Origin of the sequence: Paenibacillus spongiae (assembly GCF_024734895.1) — a bacterium.
Classification (GTDB): domain Bacteria; phylum Bacillota; class Bacilli; order Paenibacillales; family Paenibacillaceae; genus Paenibacillus_Z; species Paenibacillus_Z spongiae.
Genome location: NZ_CP091430.1, coordinates 641,257 through 659,488 on the forward strand (window position 1 = coordinate 641,257; position 18,232 = coordinate 659,488).

Annotated in this window: 12 protein-coding genes and 1 tRNA gene; 7 read left to right on the forward strand and 6 right to left on the reverse strand. The window is 53.5% G+C overall.

Features of this window, described 5'->3' with window-relative positions:
* Positions 1-154: 154 nt before the first annotated feature.
* Together L1F29_RS02875 and L1F29_RS02880 are read left to right on the forward strand one after the other, a co-directional pair.
* Entirely contained in the window at positions 155-4,009 is a 3,855-nt protein-coding gene (locus L1F29_RS02875) for a response regulator (protein WP_258386899.1), read from the forward strand.
* A 98-nt stretch (positions 4,010-4,107) separates the two neighbouring features.
* Positions 4,108-4,818 (forward strand): response regulator transcription factor, encoded by a 711-nt coding sequence (locus L1F29_RS02880; protein WP_258386900.1) that lies wholly within the window; start codon positions 4,108-4,110, stop codon positions 4,816-4,818.
* A gap of 67 nt (positions 4,819-4,885) precedes the next feature.
* Here L1F29_RS02880 and L1F29_RS02885 read toward each other — a convergent pair whose 3' ends face one another.
* Positions 4,886-5,104: a hypothetical protein gene (locus tag L1F29_RS02885; RefSeq protein WP_258386901.1), complete on the reverse strand. Its 219-nt coding sequence runs from the start codon at positions 5,102-5,104 to the stop codon at positions 4,886-4,888.
* 576 nt (positions 5,105-5,680) lie between these two features.
* On the opposite strand from L1F29_RS02885, the gene L1F29_RS02890 reads away from it, so the two are divergent.
* Positions 5,681-7,228 (forward strand): ATP-binding protein, encoded by a 1,548-nt coding sequence (locus tag L1F29_RS02890; RefSeq protein ID WP_258386902.1) that lies wholly within the window; start codon positions 5,681-5,683, stop codon positions 7,226-7,228.
* Between the two features lie 102 nt (positions 7,229-7,330).
* On the opposite strand, the gene L1F29_RS02895 is transcribed toward L1F29_RS02890, so the two are convergent.
* Together L1F29_RS02895 and L1F29_RS02900 are read right to left on the reverse strand one after the other, a co-directional pair.
* Complete coding sequence (locus L1F29_RS02895; protein WP_258386903.1) at positions 7,331-8,836, reverse strand: copper amine oxidase N-terminal domain-containing protein; 1,506 nt, start codon at positions 8,834-8,836, stop codon at positions 7,331-7,333.
* Between the two features lie 18 nt (positions 8,837-8,854).
* On the reverse strand, positions 8,855-10,294 hold the full coding sequence (locus L1F29_RS02900) for an MBOAT family O-acyltransferase (RefSeq protein WP_258386904.1): 1,440 nt from the start codon (positions 10,292-10,294) through the stop codon (positions 8,855-8,857).
* A gap of 449 nt (positions 10,295-10,743) precedes the next feature.
* Between L1F29_RS02900 and L1F29_RS02905 the strand changes: the two genes are divergently transcribed.
* Together L1F29_RS02905 and L1F29_RS02910 are read left to right on the forward strand one after the other, a co-directional pair.
* Positions 10,744-10,818 (forward strand) — tRNA-Thr (locus tag L1F29_RS02905).
* Positions 10,819-11,704: 886 nt separating this feature from the next.
* The gene (locus tag L1F29_RS02910) at positions 11,705-12,373 is read left to right on the forward strand and encodes a hypothetical protein (RefSeq protein WP_258386905.1); all 669 of its coding nucleotides are present in this window, start codon (positions 11,705-11,707) and stop codon (positions 12,371-12,373) included.
* A gap of 251 nt (positions 12,374-12,624) precedes the next feature.
* Here L1F29_RS02910 and L1F29_RS02915 read toward each other — a convergent pair whose 3' ends face one another.
* Together L1F29_RS02915 and mscL are read right to left on the reverse strand one after the other, a co-directional pair.
* Positions 12,625-13,293 (reverse strand): NUDIX hydrolase, encoded by a 669-nt coding sequence (locus L1F29_RS02915; protein WP_258386906.1) that lies wholly within the window; start codon positions 13,291-13,293, stop codon positions 12,625-12,627.
* 1 nt (position 13,294) lies between these two features.
* Entirely contained in the window at positions 13,295-13,780 is a 486-nt protein-coding gene (gene mscL / locus L1F29_RS02920; protein WP_258386907.1) for a large conductance mechanosensitive channel protein MscL, read from the reverse strand.
* 184 nt (positions 13,781-13,964) lie between these two features.
* On the opposite strand from mscL, the gene L1F29_RS02925 reads away from it, so the two are divergent.
* Positions 13,965-15,749: an ATP-binding protein gene (locus L1F29_RS02925; protein WP_258386908.1), complete on the forward strand. Its 1,785-nt coding sequence runs from the start codon at positions 13,965-13,967 to the stop codon at positions 15,747-15,749.
* 91 nt (positions 15,750-15,840) lie between these two features.
* Here L1F29_RS02925 and L1F29_RS02930 read toward each other — a convergent pair whose 3' ends face one another.
* Positions 15,841-16,800, reverse strand: coding sequence for a diacylglycerol/lipid kinase family protein (locus tag L1F29_RS02930; protein ID WP_258386909.1), 960 nt, complete (start codon positions 16,798-16,800; stop codon positions 15,841-15,843).
* A 287-nt stretch (positions 16,801-17,087) separates the two neighbouring features.
* Here L1F29_RS02930 and L1F29_RS02935 point away from each other — a divergent pair, with 287 nt between their 5' ends.
* Positions 17,088-18,146: an FUSC family protein gene (locus L1F29_RS02935; protein WP_258386910.1), complete on the forward strand. Its 1,059-nt coding sequence runs from the start codon at positions 17,088-17,090 to the stop codon at positions 18,144-18,146.
* The last annotated feature ends 86 nt before the right edge of the window (positions 18,147-18,232 follow it).

Genomic DNA, 18,232 nt, shown 5'->3' on the forward strand with positions numbered 1-18,232 from the left:
TGAAATGCGATAAGCCCACGTTATGTAAAGGCTACTGTACGAAGCATTATTACATTCAACGCATGATGAAAATAGAAGGAGCCTCTCTACCGTCTATGAAGTCGAACCTTCCACGGGTATAATAGCAATATCTTACTATCCCGGGAGGACATATATGCTGCGGAAAATGTCGCTTCGTGCCAAAGTGCTTATGGTTGTCATCTTAATTACGACACTGCCTCTCACTATTGCAGGCACCGGCAATTATTTGGCCGCGAAGCAGACCATTATGGATTCGCTGGTCGAGAAGGCTTCCTCCAAGGTGATCGGCAATGCATCCAATCTCTCGTCGTGGATCGATACCAGGCGGGCTGAGGTAGAGGTCATGAGCAGGACCGACCGGGTCCGGTTCGGATCCGAGGCGATGAGAGAGGATTATTTTCTTCATGAGTCCAGAAGGGAGCAGTCTCCCTATCTATCGATCGGCTATGCTGGTCTGGACGGGAAGCTCAAGTTAAGTGACGGGAAGACGATACATATTGATGGAGAGCCGTGGTTTCAACGTACCTTGCAAGGAACAACGACAGTGACCGAACCGTTCTTAGGCCGGATATCGGACGAACGCATCTTTGTCATTCAAGTGCCGGTGTTCAGCGAGAAGCAGCAGGTTATCGGGCTTGTGGACGCCGCGCTTCCGATGGAACGCGTCTATAAGAACTATTTAAGCTTTCATGTCGGCGAGTCCGATGTGGCGGTTCTGTATGACAACGAAGGCACCATTCTCTATCATCCGGATGAACAAGCATCAATGAACAATAGCGTATCCTCTCCGAAGCTTTCTTACGCTCCTATCCCTGCAGACGTGCTGAATAACAGCGAGGGTTACCTGAAATACGACGGCCCGGAAGGGCGTGCGATGTTTTTCTTCGCGGCCGTCGAAGGAACTTCGTGGAAGATCGGGCTCCAGGTGCCGCTCAGCGAGTTTGAGCAGCCGCTCAAATGGCTTTTTGTCCGTACGGTCGTCTATAACCTTCTGGCGGTAGCAGTTATGACGCTGCTTCTGCTTCTGCTGACGGATCGTATGCTGAGTCGGATCAAACGCGTTCTCGTGGTCACGGAAGCCGCATCCGCCGGACAATTCGACGTCGTGCCGGTTCCGGAATCAGGAGGCGACGAAATCGCCCAGCTGGCTCATTCGGTCAATGAGATGAATGTCCATCTAAGAGGGATGTTCGATCGGATGGAAGCCATCATCAATCAGAATGAATATGCCTTCATTGTGATGGACGAACGGTATCGGGTAACTTATTTCAGCAATGCCGCCGAACGGATGCTTGGTTACAAGGCGGAGGAAGTGCTATATACCGCGACATTCCTTACGTTTATTGACCAGGAGGATCTGTTGGCCGAGGCCGAGCTGCTCAGCCGCAGGCTTGGACGCGAAATCAAGCCGGATCTGGCCGTCTTTGATGAGCTTCGCAAGGTCCGGTTCTCTTATGAGAGGGAATGGATTTTCGTCCGGAAGGATGGAACGAAGCTGCCCGTTTCTTATAGCTCGAATGGCATCCGCGACCGCGAAGGAAGCTTTATGGGCGTTGTCGGTATCGCGCGCGATATTACGGAGCAGAGACGGACCGCCAAGGCGCAGAGCCAGCAGCTGGATGTCATGGAAGCGGCCCAGGACCTGATTGCGACATTCGACGAGCAGGGCAATCTGCTGTATCTCAATCCGGCCGGCCGCGCCCTGCTTGGCTTATCCCCGAAGCAGGAGGATGAAGGGAAAGACGAGGTGCCGAAGCGGATCGTTAATGAGCTGCTGGAAGGCGTCGCCGGGGCGCGTTCGCACGGATTCCGCGAGAGCGAAGCGCTGCTGTTCACCGTGAACGGGGACTGGGTGCATGTATCCAAAATATTGGTCGCCCATCGGGACGAATTGACGCGCGTCACCTTCTTCTCATGCATCGCCCGCGATATTACGGAGCAGAAGCGCGTCCAAGGCGAGCTGGAGGAAGCCAAGCGCGAAGCGGAAGAAGCGAGCCGGGCCAAGAGCGACTTCTTCGCGCGAATGAGCCATGAAATCCGGACGCCGCTTGCAGGGATCATCGGCCTTACCCGATTGATGCAGAAGACGGAGCTCTCCGGACTGCAGCGCGACTACTTGGACAAGATGTGGACCTCCTCGGAAGCGCTTCAGCGCATCATTAACGATGTGCTTGACTTTGCCAAAGTGGAGGCCGGCAAGATCGAGCTGAACGAAGTGGCGTTCAATCTTGAACAGCTGCTGCAGAAATTAGCGGATATGCTCAGCATGTTCGTCGGCGGCAAAGAGCAGTTCGAATTCATGATCGAGACGCCGGACACCGTGCCGTCTTCGCTGATCGGCGATCCGCTGCGGCTCGAGCAGGTGCTGCTCAACTTATGCGTGAATGCCGTGAAATTCACGAATTTCGGCCATGTCCGCCTGCGCATTGAGCAGCTTGACGGCGGGCAAGAGGATGAGGCTGTTATCCGATTCACGGTGGAGGATACGGGGATCGGCATATCGGAGGATCAGCTTAACAGGCTGTTCGAGCCGTTCAGCCAGGCAGGCGTTTCAACTACCCGGAAATATGGCGGAACAGGGCTGGGTTTGGTCATAGCCGAAAGTCTTGTCGATATCATGGGAGGCTCGATCAGCGTTATGAGCGAGAAGGGGGTAGGCAGTCAATTTTCCTTCACGCTGCGCTTTGCGGTGGCTGCGCCGGCAAGCAGCCGCTATCGGATCGGCATGGGCGGCGAGCATGCGGTCTGGATCGTTGAAGACTACGGACTCGCTCAATCCCACTGGTCTGCCCGGCTGGAGGAGATGGGGATGCTGCCGATCGTCCATACTACATGGAAATCCGCACAGGACCGTCTCATGCGCGCAGGCATCGGCGCCTTACCCAGCGCAGTGCTGCTCGACTTCGAAATGCCGGATATGTTCGGCAATGAAACCTGGCATTCCTTTGGGCACATCGCCCGGGGAGCCGGAGTGCCGACCATTGCCGTTACGACGGCCTTCGGCCGAGAAGAGCTGCTGAAGCTGCCGGTCGAGAATCGGCCGGATGCGATTTTGGTCAAGCCGGTCAGCCGAATCAGCTTGTACCAGGGGCTGCATGCCGTATTGGAGCGTGCGGCGGATAGCGCCAGCCTGACCGAGACCGAGGCCAGCCTCAAGACGCCGGAGCATCAGAAGGGGGATATATTGCTCGCGGAGGATAATGTCATCAATCAGATCGTCGCAGTCGAACAGCTCCGCGAATGGGGCTTCTCCGTAGAGGTTGTGGATACGGGTCTTAAAGTGCTGGAGAAGCTGGAAGAGGGGCACTGGGATCTGGTCTTGATGGATATTCATATGCCGGAGATGGACGGCGATGAAGCGACGAGGATCATCCGTACCGACTCCCGCTTCGACCGGCTGCCGATCGTGGCGTTGACGGCGAATGTAATCCGGGAAGATCATGAACGGTACATGCAGCTTGGAATGAACGACGTGTTGACCAAGCCCATTGACGAGGAGAAGATGCTGCAGGTGATCGTCAAGTGGCTGCGGACCGGCAGCAGCTATCAGAATGTGCCGCCGCAGGCGGCGAAGGCCGCAATCACGCCTGCATGGGCGAAGGAGGAGGAGCCGGCTCTGCGTATACCGGGGCTGAATGAGGAAGCTGCGCTTGAACGCGTCAATGGCAAGCGGGAGATCCTGGGCCACATGCTGAAGCTGTTCGTTCGCGATTATGTCCAATTCAACACCCGAATGGAGGAGGCGCTGCGGTCCGGCGATTATGCCCTGGCAAGAAGGATGGCCCATACGCTCAAGGGTGTAGCCGGTAATTTGTCTGCCGAGGAGCTTGCAGCTGCCGCCGACCAGCTGGAAGCCTTGCTGAAGCAGCCGGCCGAATCCGTTGACAAGCACGCCGCTTTCGCAGCCGCCTCTTGTGTGAGGGTTGTCATTGATCCTATTATTAAAGCTCTTATCCAGGAGGATGCGACATTCGACAGCATGTCCTAACATTTTTCTAACAATCTATTGTTGCCCTATGTCCCCCTGCTGTATATTAATAATAGATTTACTCAAGGACAATCTTCAATTCCTCTCGAGGTGAAGCCATGTATAAGATTCTAGTCATTGAAGATGATGTCATGATGAGCGATATGCTGGCGATGTATTTGTCGGAAGAGGGCTATGCGGTGAAACAGGCGACTGATGGAGGATCCGGCCTGCGGCTGCTGGAGCAGTTCAAGCCGGATTTGGTGCTGCTGGACCTGATGCTCCCGGACTGGGACGGTACGGAGCTGTGCCGCAGTATCCGTGAATCCTCGTGCGTGCCGATCATGATCGTATCGATGAAAACAGAGGTATCCGAACGTGTGCAGGCGCTGCGCGCAGGAGCGGATGATTATTTGTGCAAGCCCTTCAGCATGCATGAATTATCCGCCCGCGCAGAATCGCTTATTCGAAGAGCGCATATGATGCAGGCTGCCGCGGCGCAGGACGGAACAGGCTACACGGCTGAGGATGCGACGATTCGACTAGATACGGAGAGAAGGCTGCTGCTCGTTCGCGGAACGCTCGTCGAGACGACGTTCTCGGAGTTCGAGCTGATGAAGCTCTTCCTGGCTAATCCGGGCAAAGTGTTCAGCAGAGAAGATTTGATTAATGCCATCCGCGGCTTCGATTCATTCGTTACCGATCGGGCCATTGACGTTCATATTGTGAACCTCCGCCGCAAGGTCGAGCCTAATCCGAAGGAGCCGAAGTATATTCGCACCGTCTGGGGCGTCGGATACAAGTACATTCATGAGACCGTCTTATCCTGAAGCCAAGCACGAAGAAGCCTGCGCATTCCTCTCCTTGAGGGACGCGCAGGCTTCTTTGCTGCGGGAGTCAGCTGACCTCCATATAGAGCTTAGTGCCGTCATTGTATTGCAGTATGGCCACATCGCGGATCATTTCCACGGACGCAATCCGTTTCCACTTCTTGCGAAAGTCAAAGTTATACTCCATCTCGCACAATTTGTTGCGCAGCATCTGCATATATGTCGGTTGCTCGGAAGGGTAATGAACAGGAACGCTGCGATTCTTATAGGTAATGACCTCAGTCATTTTCATGCACCCCCGTTATCGATTCGATTTATTCATATTATAGGCGAAATCCTTTAGTCCCTTATAAAGGAGGAGTAAGACGTTTGTTTAATTTCCTAACATTCTTCTAACAATTTCACGCGAGAAATGAAACCCGTGTATAGAGCTGCAAACGCGGCGGGCTAGAGACGGGCGGCGACGAAAGCAGGCTGTCTATTTGGTATCTATTACCCGCTAAATATGAAACGAATCGTCTCATCGGAAGACTGCTTCATACCGTCTATAACGGATATAAACAGGGGGAATATGGATTTCTTGGCGTCATCCGGTGCCATACAGGGTAATAACCGACAATGGTACATTGCGGGGCGGATCGCGATGGCAGCGTGATGAGCTCCAATGTAGGTGCAATGGCCCGGTTCCCCGGTTGAGACGGGCAGGAGAGCCTTCTCTATCTGCAACTTATGAATCAGCTTTAGCCTATGCACCGAGGAGATGTGGCAAGAACTGCGTTTAGTATTGTACAATCGGTATCATATCATGTTGGATCACATTCATCGATTAGGGCGATTTCGGTTAGGGCGGGAGGAGTCGCGCTTGAATTTTGCCAAAATATTTTTCGCCAGCATCAGTATCTTGATTACACTGGCGTATATGTTCAATATCGGTTATAAATATATTTTTCAGCATGCTTCCGCCCGGATGAGATACGGTTTGACCATTGCCGTATTCATATTTGCCGGGTGGTTTGCCATGCTGTTCGGCATCCGTGTCAATGGCGTTACGCTGCTCGATCTCCGGTTTGTCCCCTCGATCGTTGCCGTTCTCGTTTTCCCGAGTCCATGGGCGATTATCGGGATCAGCAGCGGCATCGGCGTTGGCAGGCTGTTCTTCGGCACGGATTTGTCGGGCTGGATGGGATTGCTCAATATGACGCTTACCGGTATCGTATGCGCCGGCCTGAACGTTTGGATGAAGCGGTTGACCTGGCGCTTCGTCTGGAAGAGCGCAGCGACCATTCTTATCGTCAATCTAGTCTACGCGCTTCTTGCGCTATTCACCATGTACGTGACGAAGACAATGACGATTAGCGCCTATTGGAATGCGATCGGGGCATATGTCCTTCCGGTCAGAATCGTGCTTTGCGCCTTGTTTGTCTTTATCATCCGGGATTTTCAGAAGGAGCAGCTTCGCGTCGATGAGCTGCGCACGATGAACCGGCTGCTGAGGAGGCAGACGAGCGAGTTGCGCCAGGCGAAGCGGGACGTGGAGGAGAAAGCAAGGGAGCTGCTGCTGGCATCCAAATACAAATCCGAGTTTCTGGCCAACATGTCGCATGAACTGAAGACGCCGCTTAATAGTGTCATTCTGCTGTCGCAGCTGATCCGCGATAATGACGAGGGCCGCTATGAAGACGACGAGGTTAATTATGCCGAGCTGATCCATGTGGCGGGCAATGATCTGCTGCAGCTCATTAACGATATTCTAGACTTGTCGAAGGTGGAAGCAGGCAAGATGGACGTGAACTTCGAGCGGGTATCGGTCCAGGAGCTCGTTTCGCTTCTGCACCTGCAGTTTCAGCCGATGGCCGATCAGAAGAAGCTGGCGTTCGAAGCGGATATTTCGCCTCATGTTCCCGATACGCTGGTGACCGATGCGCTTCGCGTGAATCAAATCTTGCGCAATTTGCTTGTTAATGCGTTTAAATTCACGGAATCCGGCAGTGTGAAGCTGTCGGTGAAGCCGGAGGGAGGAGCCAAGGCGGTCGAATCCGGCCGTACCGGGAGAAGGAAGGCGCACACCTGGAATATTGCCCCCTGGGGGCGCCAGCTCGCAAGACCACTGCCGCCGCAGCGGGTTTCATTCACGGTTACCGATACGGGAATCGGCATTGAGCCGGAGAAGCAGGAGCTTATATTCGAAGCTTTCCGGCAGGAGGACGGGGCGATCAACCGCAAATACGGAGGAACCGGTTTGGGCTTATCCATCAGCTTGCAGCTTGCGAGGCTGCTGGGCGGTTCATTAAAGCTCCAGAGCGAGAAGCACAGCGGAAGCTCCTTCACGCTCTCCCTGCCGGTAAAACCGCCGGTGAAGCCGAACGAGGATGCAGCCGAGCAGGAGGAGCCGAGACATGCCGGCATATGATTTCTTGTCCGTATGGAGAAGCATATCCTTTCTTATCGTTGAACAAAAGAGCAGCCTTCCAGCATGAAGCATGCTGGAAGGCTGCTCTTGATGTTCAGGAGCCTATGGCTGGCTCAGAATAATGCGCTTGGTCACTTGATCCGGCTCTTCCTGCTTGACTTCCCAGCCCAGCGCGTCTGCCATGAACGCGAACGGAACGATCGTCTTGCCGCCGATTAATTCGACAGGGTACGGTACGTCTACGGCTTTACCGTTTATTGTCGCTTCCATGCTTCCGACCGTTAAGACGATTTCGTGATCGCCGCGCGTGACGGTCATCGTCTTGCTGGCCTGATCCCAGGCCAGCTCCGCTCCGAGCACGCTGGCCGCTTCCTTCGAGGGAACGAACAGAAGTTTATCCGGACCGCGAAGCTCCTTCTGCGTGAACGTAACGGCTTTGTCCGGCTCCGAGGCCAGCCGCACCGGCACCCGCATGAGGTCGCCTGCACCGGTAACGGCTACGTCCTCGACCTGTTCGCGCAAGTCATCTACAAACTGATCGACATTATCTTCCGTCACCCGATATTTGGGGTCGTCTTGGCCGATCGCACGCGCAATCCAGGTGTTCACGTTCTGGTTATGGTGAGACAAATCTTTAAACAGGTTCAGGTTGAATGTCCATTCCGCTTCGGTCTGGAAATCGTATACCTTCACGTTCGGATATTTCTTGAACTGGTCGAACATCCATTGCTTCATCGTCAGCTGCTGCTCGTAACGAGCCACGTTCAGATCGCGCCAGACGGCTTGGCGGAGAATCGAATAAGGCGGGTAGTAGAATTTGAATTCGACATCGGGATTGGCCTTGATGAGCGGCTCGATGTAATCCGAGAAGTTCTTCTGCACCACCTCAAGCGGCTCTTCGTTCATACCGACCCGAACCTCTTCGCTTAACGCCTTCTTGTAAAACTTCATCGCATACTGCTTCCCATAGGTCACGTAGTAATTCCAGTTGTACAGGTATTCAAGACCCATGAGCCGCTTGCCGTTGTCCGTTGCGGTCATCCGCTTGTAGATGCCCTTGATCAGCTCTTGATACGGCGTCACATTGAACCAGTATTTATAGTCGTTAAGGAAATTATCGTCGTACAGGTAATGCGGGTAAGGGCCTTGGGCATCCAGATCAGCCGGCTTCAGGGCAAAATAATCGATTCCCCATAGCACCTGCTTTACCTTGCCGGTACGGAAGGCCACCTGCGCGATATCGTATTGTTCTTCGGCATAAGAGCCCCGGATCGACAGCTTGAGCGTCTTCCCGCCGAGCTCCTTGTCGACGACCGAAGGCAGGAAGTTCTCAGTCATCGAGGTGCCGAGAATGATCGTGTCATAATCATAGTTGCGGGCCAGGCCCGGATTCTGATAACGCTGTTCATTCGAGAAGATCGGTTCATATAAAGTCGCCTTCCGGTAGAATTGCAGCGGATCGACGATATACATCGTTAATATGGCTAAAGCCGCAAACAGCAGGGTACCAGCCGTAAATCCGGCCAGCATGCGTTTGCTGGCCTTCGTGGAAACTGTCCGACGCCGCGGCGAAGTTTTGGGCTTGAGCGTATCATCTTGAGCTTTCATGGACGTTTCGCCGCCTTTCTAGAAATTAAAGTAGAGGAACTCGCTGATCCGGTTAAAGTACAGCAGGGAAATAATGAATAACAGCGCCATCGCGATGCCTGTACGCCATGTCGGGCGGTACGACTCCATGCGCTCGGACGAGTTGCGCGCGAAGACGGCGATCGGGAAGAAGATCAGAATCATCAGGATCGCAGGCAGCAGCAGCTTCAGCATACCCATCGTCGGCATGATGCCTTCCAGTCCGGACATGCCGCGCAGAATGCGGACGGCTTGATCATAGCTCTCCGCGCGGAAGAATACCCACGTGAAGTTGATGAACATGAAGGTGATAAACCAAGCCAGCCAATTGGGCATCTTAATGCCAACCTTGGTCCATAATCGATGGATGACGGAACCTACGGCGTGCAGACCGCCCCATATAAGGAACGTCCAGCCTGCGCCGTGCCAGAGCCCGCCGATGATGAAGACCATCGAGATGTTGAACAGCATGCGGGCTTCCCCTTTGCGGTTGCCCCCAAGCGGGAAATAGATGTATTCGCGCAGGAAACGGCTAAGCGTCATATGCCAGCGCCGCCAAAAGTCCTGGATATTAAGCGCCTTGTAGGGCGAGTTGAAGTTCTGCGGCAGCCGGATATTGAACAGGAGCGCAGCGCCGATCGCCATATCCGTATAACCGCTGAAGTCGAAGTACAGCTGGAAAGTATAGGACAGGGAGGCGACCCATGTATCGACGAAGGAAGTGGCCGTTGCGAATCCGTCATTGGCATAGCCTGCGAAGGAATCGGCAATAACCACCTTCTTGAATAGACCGATGCAGAACACATAGATGCCGAGAGAGGCGTTGCGCCAGCTCCAAATTTTATTCCGCTTCCGGTCGAACTGCGGCATCATCTCGCTGTGGTGCAGGATCGGTCCGGCGATCAGATGCGGATAGAAGGTAACGAACAGCACGTAGTTCACGATATTGGCTTCACGTGCTTTCCTTCTGTATGCGTCGACCAGAAAGGCGATTTGCGTGAATGTGAAGAAGCTGATGCCCAGCGGCAGAACGAGCTTGAGCAGCGGGATGGAGGACCCTGTCCAATCATTGATGTTGCTCAAGAAGAAATCCGCGTATTTGTAATAGATCAGCAATCCGACATTGCTCACGATACCTAATACGAGCAGCGCCTTGCGCTTGCCGCGGCCTGGCTCGTCCAGATACGAGGCTTGTCCGTCTCCGGCATCCTGACTGCCGGATTTCTTCATCATCAGCAGACGTCCGACGGTGTAGTTAAAGGCGATCGAGCCGAGAATAAGCGGAACGTACTTGACGTCCCACCAGCCGTAGAAGAACAGCGATGCGAGTGCAAGCCATACCTTAGCGGCATAGGATAGCCGAAACTTTGTTAGCAAGAAATAGACAATGACAGTAACAGGTAAAAAGGCAAAAATAAAGACGTACGAGTTAAACAGCATGTGCGGCCTAACACTCCTAACTTCGATTGACGGATTCGGGACAATCTAACTCATTAATTTATATCATATTCGCCCGCATTCGTCGAATTTGTACATCAAATGACATCGATTGCTGAGGGGACCAAACACTAAAGATTTGACGCATCCGGAGGGCGAAATGTTTGGCCTTTGACGCACCGACATAAAATAGACACAAATTTACAGGCGGCAGGAGATCGGCATGAGCCGAGGGCGGATCGTTCTGTAACGAGTTAGATGTCTATGGCTTGTTTACAATACCAAGCACTTCTTAATGATTTCGTTGCCGGTTCCTTAACGTTTCCTTAACAAGCCGGGTTTTATGGAAATGACCTCACGCAGCAGGGCTGTATTACCGACAAAAAAGACTTGACTTTTTCGCTGCTGATGCGATATATTATAAAAGTCGTCGCGACGATATCTCTTCTTATGCTGATGTAGCTCAGGGGTAGAGCAACGCACTCGTAATGCGTAGGCCGGGGGTTCAATTCCCTTCATCAGCACCATACAACACCAACAACGACGCGGGTTTCCGAGTATACGGAACCGCGTCTTTTTTGTTTTCTTCCAACATTCTTCTAACCTTTAGTCAGCTCAAGCGAGCTTTCGTTCTTATTTTGGAGGCCAGTAATGGAGTCACCACTATCAACGCTGGCGCAGGCAGGGTGATCGGGCTTCAATTGGAATGATATTAAATTCTTCGATCAAGATCATCAGTTCTGTGTATGAATCAGCTGTACCTTCGGGGATTGCTGCGCCGTCCGGATCACGTTCGACATCTGCGTCTCGAATGACCGGTGCAGAAACCTTCTTGGCGGAAGGGAAAAGCACAACGGCAGATGCTGCGGCTAACAGCTTGGATTGCAGCTTCCGAGGTTAGCTTGCGGCTCATCATGTACGGCGGGTGCCGTGCAATCCTTTCATCGGCAGCAATCGTTTCATATAAATGCGCGGTTCCTCTAGCAGGAGCCGCTTATTTTTTTGTTTCCAGACTAGAGATATTGGCAGCGGAAGGTGAGGTGATCCCGCGTCATTGCTGCGTTTCACATATTAACGAGGAATACTTGTCCACGCTCATACCGTTAATTCTCATAGAATAGATTAGGCTTCACAAAGAGGAGGAAAATAGATGTCAGCAAAAGTGAAAGTGAAAAACGTCAAAGTGGTACGCAAAACTTGCGGCAATATGTTCGGCAATCGCAATATGATGTTCGGTAACAACAACAACAGCTGCTAATTGCATCCGAGAACGATGCATCTAAATGATCAGCATCCATGTTACAGAAGGTCCGCCTCTTTGAGAGGCGGGCTTCTTCCATTTCGTCAGCAGCGAACCGTTCGTCAGGCTCATTCATAAACTAGCTATACGTAAACCTGACTGGAGGAAACTGTATGCCGACAATACCGAATTTTCCAGCGGCTCTTCTGGAGGAGCACAGCCGTTGGCATCATGTGAACCATCAAGCTAATCCAACTAACCTGCCCCCTGGATATGGAGAACGGTTCCTGCAGTTTCATCGGAACTATATTGCCCGTGCGCTGCAATGGTACAACCAGATGGGCTATGATCCGCATCTAGTGGAGCCATGGCAGGAGGTGCCGTCGGCTATTCGCAATTCACCTTGCTATAATCAAGCGGCCGAGAGGCGGATTCGCTTTAATCCGCAGTCCTTCGCTACGGCTGACGAGCTGGGGGCATTTATTGAAGCTTCCAATATCCATGGCTGCATTCATCAGGAGTCGGCCCGGATCTACGAAGAGCCTGAAATGAATGATTTCGATCTCGCTCCGCGAAATACGCTTTTCTATAATATCCACACTATGATCGACGGCTGGTATCAGCAATGGGAGCGTACGATGGGAATTCGAGGCACGCGACCAGCGCATACTTCCACGCGGACGGTTATTCAAGGTTCGGATGCGCGGAAGAATAGAACGGTTAATGCGAGGGCGAGGAAAGGCAATAAGCTGGCGATGCCGGTGCAGGGGCGGAAAAGCTGCGTTCGGGTAGTAGCGAAAGCTCGTGCCCAAACGGTACGGCTGCTGAGGCGGAAAAAATGAATCGAGGCTGCGCCGGTTTGTTCGCTCGCGCAGCCTCGATTATGGGCGATGTGGTCCGGACGCGCGCTGGGCTCCTTACGTAAGCTTGCGCAGCCGTGCACTGTAACGCCCTTATTCGGAGCTACAGCCTCGCAAAGCCATGTGCTGGGCCCCATGCGGAGGCTGTAAGACCGCTTTTCGCTCTTACAGCTTTATCGCTGGAACAGTTCTGCACTGTAACGCCCTTTTTCGGCGCTACAGACGTCCACAGCCTACAATTGTGCCAGCAGAGTCCGGAATAAGCCGGCATAGTAAGTGAACGGGCGCGGTACAAAGTCCGCGGCCTTAACGACTCGTTCGGCCGCCCGAAGAGTACCATCGCCTGTGCATTCCATGCCCGTGACGGTGACCTGCGCCAGCTCGTTTTCGAACAAGGCGATCATGACCTCGAGATCGGCCTCGTACACACCGGCGACTTCTTCAACTTGCAGGTGAAGATCGGCCAGCGTGCCCTCGTAAACCAAGCCATAGACAGAGCTAATCTCACGATCGATGAACGAAACGCCCTTCGCCGTGCCGACGGCTTCGTGCCTGGTTTCACCGAGAGGCAGCAGCGAGTCGAACTGCACGGGGATACCCAGCTCTTCTTCGACTTCCCTATACGCATCGCGCATCGTCTCGCCTGCCGTCAGGTGACCCGCGGCGGTGATGTCATAATGGAGAGGGAAGGTATCTTTATCCGAGCTGCGCTGCTGGAACAAGACAAGCTTGCGGCTGCCGTCCCGGCGGCACAACCAGCAGTGGAAGGAACGGTGCCAGAAGCCTTGCGCATGAACTTCGCTTCGAGCCGCCGTACCAATCCAAGTCTCTGCTTCGTCATAGATATCGAAGCGTTCTTCTTGCATGCCTCCGTCCTTATCCTCCGCAGCGTAAAGGTCCATTCTACGACACCGCGCTGCCTTCCGAGATATGGGAGGTGCAATGTGAGCAGCGAGTTGCTTTCAGCGGAATTTTGGACAAGCAATACGGGCAATCTTTCTCCGTCGGTTCTGCGGCAGCGGCAGGCTCTTCTTCCTTGGCGTTCATTCTACGCAAAGCGTTCGCACCCTTTACGACCATGAAAATACAGAAAGCGACTATGGTAAAATCGATAACGACATTAATGAACTGGCCATACGCGATGACGACCGCGCCGTTTGCTTGCGCATCAGCGAGCGTCTTGGCTTCTTTTCCTATGTCATCCAGAGGGAGAAACATATCCTTGAAGTTAACATTGCCAAGTACTTTACTGATCGGCGGCATTATCATATCGTTAACCAGCGAGGTAACGATCTTGCCGAAAGCGGCACCGATAATGACCCCCACGGCCAAATCGAGCACATTCCCTTTTACCGCAAATTCTCTAAATTCCTTCAAAATCTTCATCATCTTTCTAGGACGCCTCCTGAACATATTATTCGTTCTATTATAACGCAGACTTTCTTTCTCAGACAGTACCGAATGAGAGATATGCAGCCTGTCATATTTCCTGTCGTTAAAAAAAGGATTATATGTAAAAATGTCGAATTTTACCTAAGAAGCCTATTACTGAAGCAATCGAGGATAGAACTGTATGGATGAACTGATTTTATCTGATAAATGGATGTTTCTTCTATTGGCGATCGCCATAAATCTATTTGCCTCCTTTACGATGTTTAATATGATCGGGCATCCGAAAATCTCCAGGAGCTTCCGGAATTATTGGCTGTTCAATGGGGCGGTGGTCTACGGTCTCGGTCTATGGGTCTCCCGGTTTATTATTGAGCTTGCGACGGATAACATGATCATTATGGATTGGACATCCGTGGTTAAGCTGGTCGCAGCAGCTGTGACCGCTTATTTCGCTTTCCGCTCCCTACGTATGGAAAACTTCCGTTCCTTGCGAATTATTATGAGCGGCCTGTTGTTGGCGGGGGGGACTTGCGGGTTAAATTTTGCATCCTTGCTGGGCAATCAAATCCAGGCGTACGATTTTAAACCCGGAATAGCGCTGACCGCCTTCATGGTGAGCTTTCTGGGCTCGATCGGGGCATTCTACCTGTACGAAAGCCGCAGGGGCCACTACCTGCTTCTATCCGGCCTTACGCTTGGCTTCGTCGGGATCTTCGTGCAAATGACGGGCATTGCCGCGGTTACCATTACGTATGACGTCGTGCTCACGGCGGATCGCCTAAATGAATATATGGGCCTGCTCGCCATCGTGCTTGGCGTTGCGACGTCGGTTATTTTTGCGTTCAGCTTGATCGCTCGGTTTGTGGACCAGCGGTTCAGCGCCATGAATGAAAGATACCGGCTGCTTGTCGAGAACTCGATCGATACGATCGCCATTATTCGGGATGGACGGTGGGAATACGTGAACCGTTCCGGCATCGCCTTGTTCGAAGCATCGGGAGAGGGCGATCTGATCAACCAATCCATCTATCATTTTCTGCAGCCCCGCTGCCATCAAGAGATGAAGCGCATCCTTCAAGTGACGGATCGGGATGTGCAACCCGCACCGGTCGAGCTGGGGTGGTATTCGGTCAAAGGCAGGCCGTTCCCTACCGAAGTCGTGCTGACGTGGGCGCGATTGCATGGCCAGCCGGCCCTGCAGGTCATCATTCGAGACATCTCGGAGCGCAAGAAGAACGAGGAGCTGCTGATCAATTCCGAGAAGCTGTCAGTAGCCGGGCAATTAGCGGCAGGCATCGCCCACGAAATCCGCAATCCCCTGACGTCGCTGAAAGGGTTTCTGCAGCTGATCGCTTCCGGCAGGCAGAATAACAAAAATTACTTTGACATTATGAAATCGGAATTGACCCGCATCGAATCCATTGTCAGCGAGCTGCTTATGCTATCCAAACCTCAAGTTTACGAATTATCCTATCGGGATCTTCGGCATGTTATGGGGGAGACGGTGACGCTGCTGGAAGCGCAGGCGCTGCTCCACAGCATCGAGCTGGAGATTCGGTACGGGGAAGAGCCGTTATGGGTGCACGGCGTGGAGAACCAGCTGAAGCAGGTGTTCATTAATGTGCTTAAGAATGCGATCGAAGCGATGGGAGACGGGGGCAGCATTCAGATCGACTGCGTTCGCGAAGACGCTGATGTCATCATCCGCATTCAAGATTACGGGCCGGGAATTCCAAGGGAGCAGATGGCCAAGATCGGGCAGCCGTTCTATACGACCAAGGATAAAGGAACCGGACTGGGCTTGATGGTCAGCTACAAAATTGTAGACAATCATCAAGGAAACGTGAGCGTAAACAGCACGCTCGGATCGGGGACGACCTTCGAAATCAGTCTCCCCTACAATAGTCCCGAGGAATCGCCGGTTGAGGGCAGCTCCAATAAAGTAACCCCGATTCATCGAAGCTGACAGGAGGACGATGCCCTATGAGGGCGTCGTCCTCCTGTTGTTCATATTAAGCAGTTGTGCGCTATGGTAAGAGCCCGGACGGTCGAGCCGGCTAGTAAAGCAATAACAGCTTGCCCGGGGCAGATTGTGCGGTTAACGGTACGGCACCGAGCGTCTCGCCGTCACCGAAAACCCTCGTTCGGGCAGGGCCGTCAGCCGCTACGGTGACGCTTCGCCCCCGCAGCAGCGTTACATAAGGGAGGCGTATATGCGAGCCGCTCAGCAGCGTCGGGAATAGTCGCAGCAATTGCAGCGGCGTACAGCTATGGACGACGCACACGTCGAGCAAGCCGTCCGTCGACGAGGCTTCGGGACAGATGCGCAGTCCGCCTCCGTAGGAGGAGGTGTTGCAAACGGCGGACAACCAGCCGCGTTCAAAGGCATGCTCCTTACCGTCAACGGTAAGCTGCAGCTTCTGCGGCCGATACGTCAGCAGGGTTTGGAAGACGCCGATGATATAGGCGAGAGACCCGACGCGCAGCAGGTTGCACAGCTTCTTGTACGATGAGCGGTTAACGGCGTCCGCGACAGCAGCATCGAAGCCGATCGCAAGCGCAGTCAATATCGGCCGCGGTTCAGCGGCATTCGGTCCGGGAGCAGTGGTTGACGGCAGGCACCCCGTAAACAACAGCAGATCGACCGGGCGCGCAGCCGATGACAGTGCGCGTTCAAGCGCTTGAATCGGCTGTTTGGATAGGCCGAGTGCGCGTGCCGTATCGTTGCCCGACCCGGCGGGAATAATGCCGAGCGGAACGCCGCTATTCGCTAGTACGGGAAGCAGGCCGTGCAGCGTGCCGTCTCCGCCGACGACGATGACGCCTTTAATGCCGTTAATACCGCCAGCCGGATGAAGCGCCAGCTCTTCTCGGATGCGCGAGCTGGCTTGCTCGGGACAGCTTGTCAAGAGAGCCAGATAGGGAATGCCGCGCCGCTTGACGTCGGCTTCCACCTTTCTCCATACCGCTCTTCCCCTGCCGCCTCCTGCCTGTTCATTCACCGCAAAAATCCACATCTGCCGCTCTCTCCCGTCTTGTCCAACCCGATGTCCTGAAGTTACGGCTTATATTATAAGATGACACCGGGAGGATTGAAACTTCTTTTTTCATACGGCGTACGATTGTTGTATGATGGGAGAAGTGCGACAACCACGTGAGGAGGCGATAGAGAGGTGGCCGAACTTTTGAAAGCGATGGATGACGACAGGCCAATATTGCAGCCATTCGCCTTGCGCGTTCATTCGGAGAGGATGTCCCCGAATGGGGGACGATTAATAGCATTAAAGACGGGAGGCGGTAAGCGATGACCATTGGCGCGCGTGTGCTAAAGACGGGTCTTGCGGTCGCGCTTGCCGTGTTTGTCAGCGGGTTATTCGGATTTGATTCGCCGATCATTGCAACGGTCGCGGCCATATTTACGATTCAGCCGTCCATATCGCGGTCTTGGCAGCAGGTAAGCGATCAGCTGCAGACGAATGTGCTTGGGGCGGTAATGGCGCTCATTGCCGTTCAATTATTCGGACACACGGCGATCGCAGTCGGACTTGTATGTATTATCGTTATTCTGATCAGCATCCGGCTGAAGATGGAAAGCACGGTAGGACTGACGCTGGTGACCGTCGTGGCTGTTATGGAGGCAAGCGGCGTTGAAGGCTGGGTGTTTGCGCTTCAGCGTTTTTCGATGGTGCTTACCGGCATGGGCGCAGCTTTCTTGGTCAACCTGCTTATATTCCCGCCGCGTCCCCGGAAGCAGTTTACCGAGCAGGTGCATGAAGCTTACGGCGAGCTGTCTCTACTGCTTCGCATGGCGATTTCCAACGAGCTGCGGGAGGATGTGCACAGGCAGGAGAAGGACAAGCTGTACCGCACGCTGCGCAAGCTGGAGGAACGGTACACGCTCTTCGAAGAAGAGCGTACGCTGCTGCCAAGCAGCAAGCTCGCCAAGGCGAGACAACTGCTCTTATCCAAGCAGCTCATCAAATCGCTGCAGCAGGGAGCCGATTTATTGGACGTGGTGGAGGAGCATTATTTTGCGGCTCCGGAGGCAAGCAAGTGGGCAAGCCGTTTCGATCGGCAGATTGAGGATCTGACCAAGTATCATGAACAGATTCTGCTGAAAATCGAAGGCAAAGTGAAGCAGGGCGCGATATTCGAACCGGAGGAAGAACGGGAGACGCGGCTGGCCATGCAGTTAACCGACTATTTGATTGAAGATACCGACGAGCGCAAGAGACTCGTGTTCGTCGCATCCGCCATATTCGAATATGCCTACCACCTGCGCAGGCTGGAGCGGATATCCGATCAGGTGATGCAGCGTGATGCCGAAGCGGAGGCCAAATCCGAATCGATAACGGACCTATAGGTTAAAAGGAAGAAGTATAGAGCAGCATAACAAACAGCCCGCCATATCCGAAGGTTCGGAGCGGCGGGCTGTTTGTATTTAATAGA

Coding starts and splice junctions, on each gene's coding strand:
- L1F29_RS02875 (WP_258386899.1), top strand. CDS start 155: ATGCTGCGGAAAATGTCGCTTCGTGCCAAAGTGCTTATGGTTGTCATC.
- L1F29_RS02880 (WP_258386900.1), top strand. CDS start 4,108: ATGTATAAGATTCTAGTCATTGAAGATGATGTCATGATGAGCGATATG.
- L1F29_RS02885 (WP_258386901.1), bottom strand. CDS start 5,104: ATGACTGAGGTCATTACCTATAAGAATCGCAGCGTTCCTGTTCATTAC.
- L1F29_RS02895 (WP_258386903.1), bottom strand. CDS start 8,836: ATGAAAGCTCAAGATGATACGCTCAAGCCCAAAACTTCGCCGCGGCGT.
- L1F29_RS02900 (WP_258386904.1), bottom strand. CDS start 10,294: ATGCTGTTTAACTCGTACGTCTTTATTTTTGCCTTTTTACCTGTTACT.
- L1F29_RS02910 (WP_258386905.1), top strand. CDS start 11,705: ATGCCGACAATACCGAATTTTCCAGCGGCTCTTCTGGAGGAGCACAGC.
- L1F29_RS02915 (WP_258386906.1), bottom strand. CDS start 13,293: ATGGACCTTTACGCTGCGGAGGATAAGGACGGAGGCATGCAAGAAGAA.
- mscL (WP_258386907.1), bottom strand. CDS start 13,780: ATGATGAAGATTTTGAAGGAATTTAGAGAATTTGCGGTAAAAGGGAAT.
- L1F29_RS02925 (WP_258386908.1), top strand. CDS start 13,965: ATGGATGAACTGATTTTATCTGATAAATGGATGTTTCTTCTATTGGCG.
- L1F29_RS02930 (WP_258386909.1), bottom strand. CDS start 16,800: ATGTGGATTTTTGCGGTGAATGAACAGGCAGGAGGCGGCAGGGGAAGA.
- L1F29_RS02935 (WP_258386910.1), top strand. CDS start 17,088: ATGACCATTGGCGCGCGTGTGCTAAAGACGGGTCTTGCGGTCGCGCTT.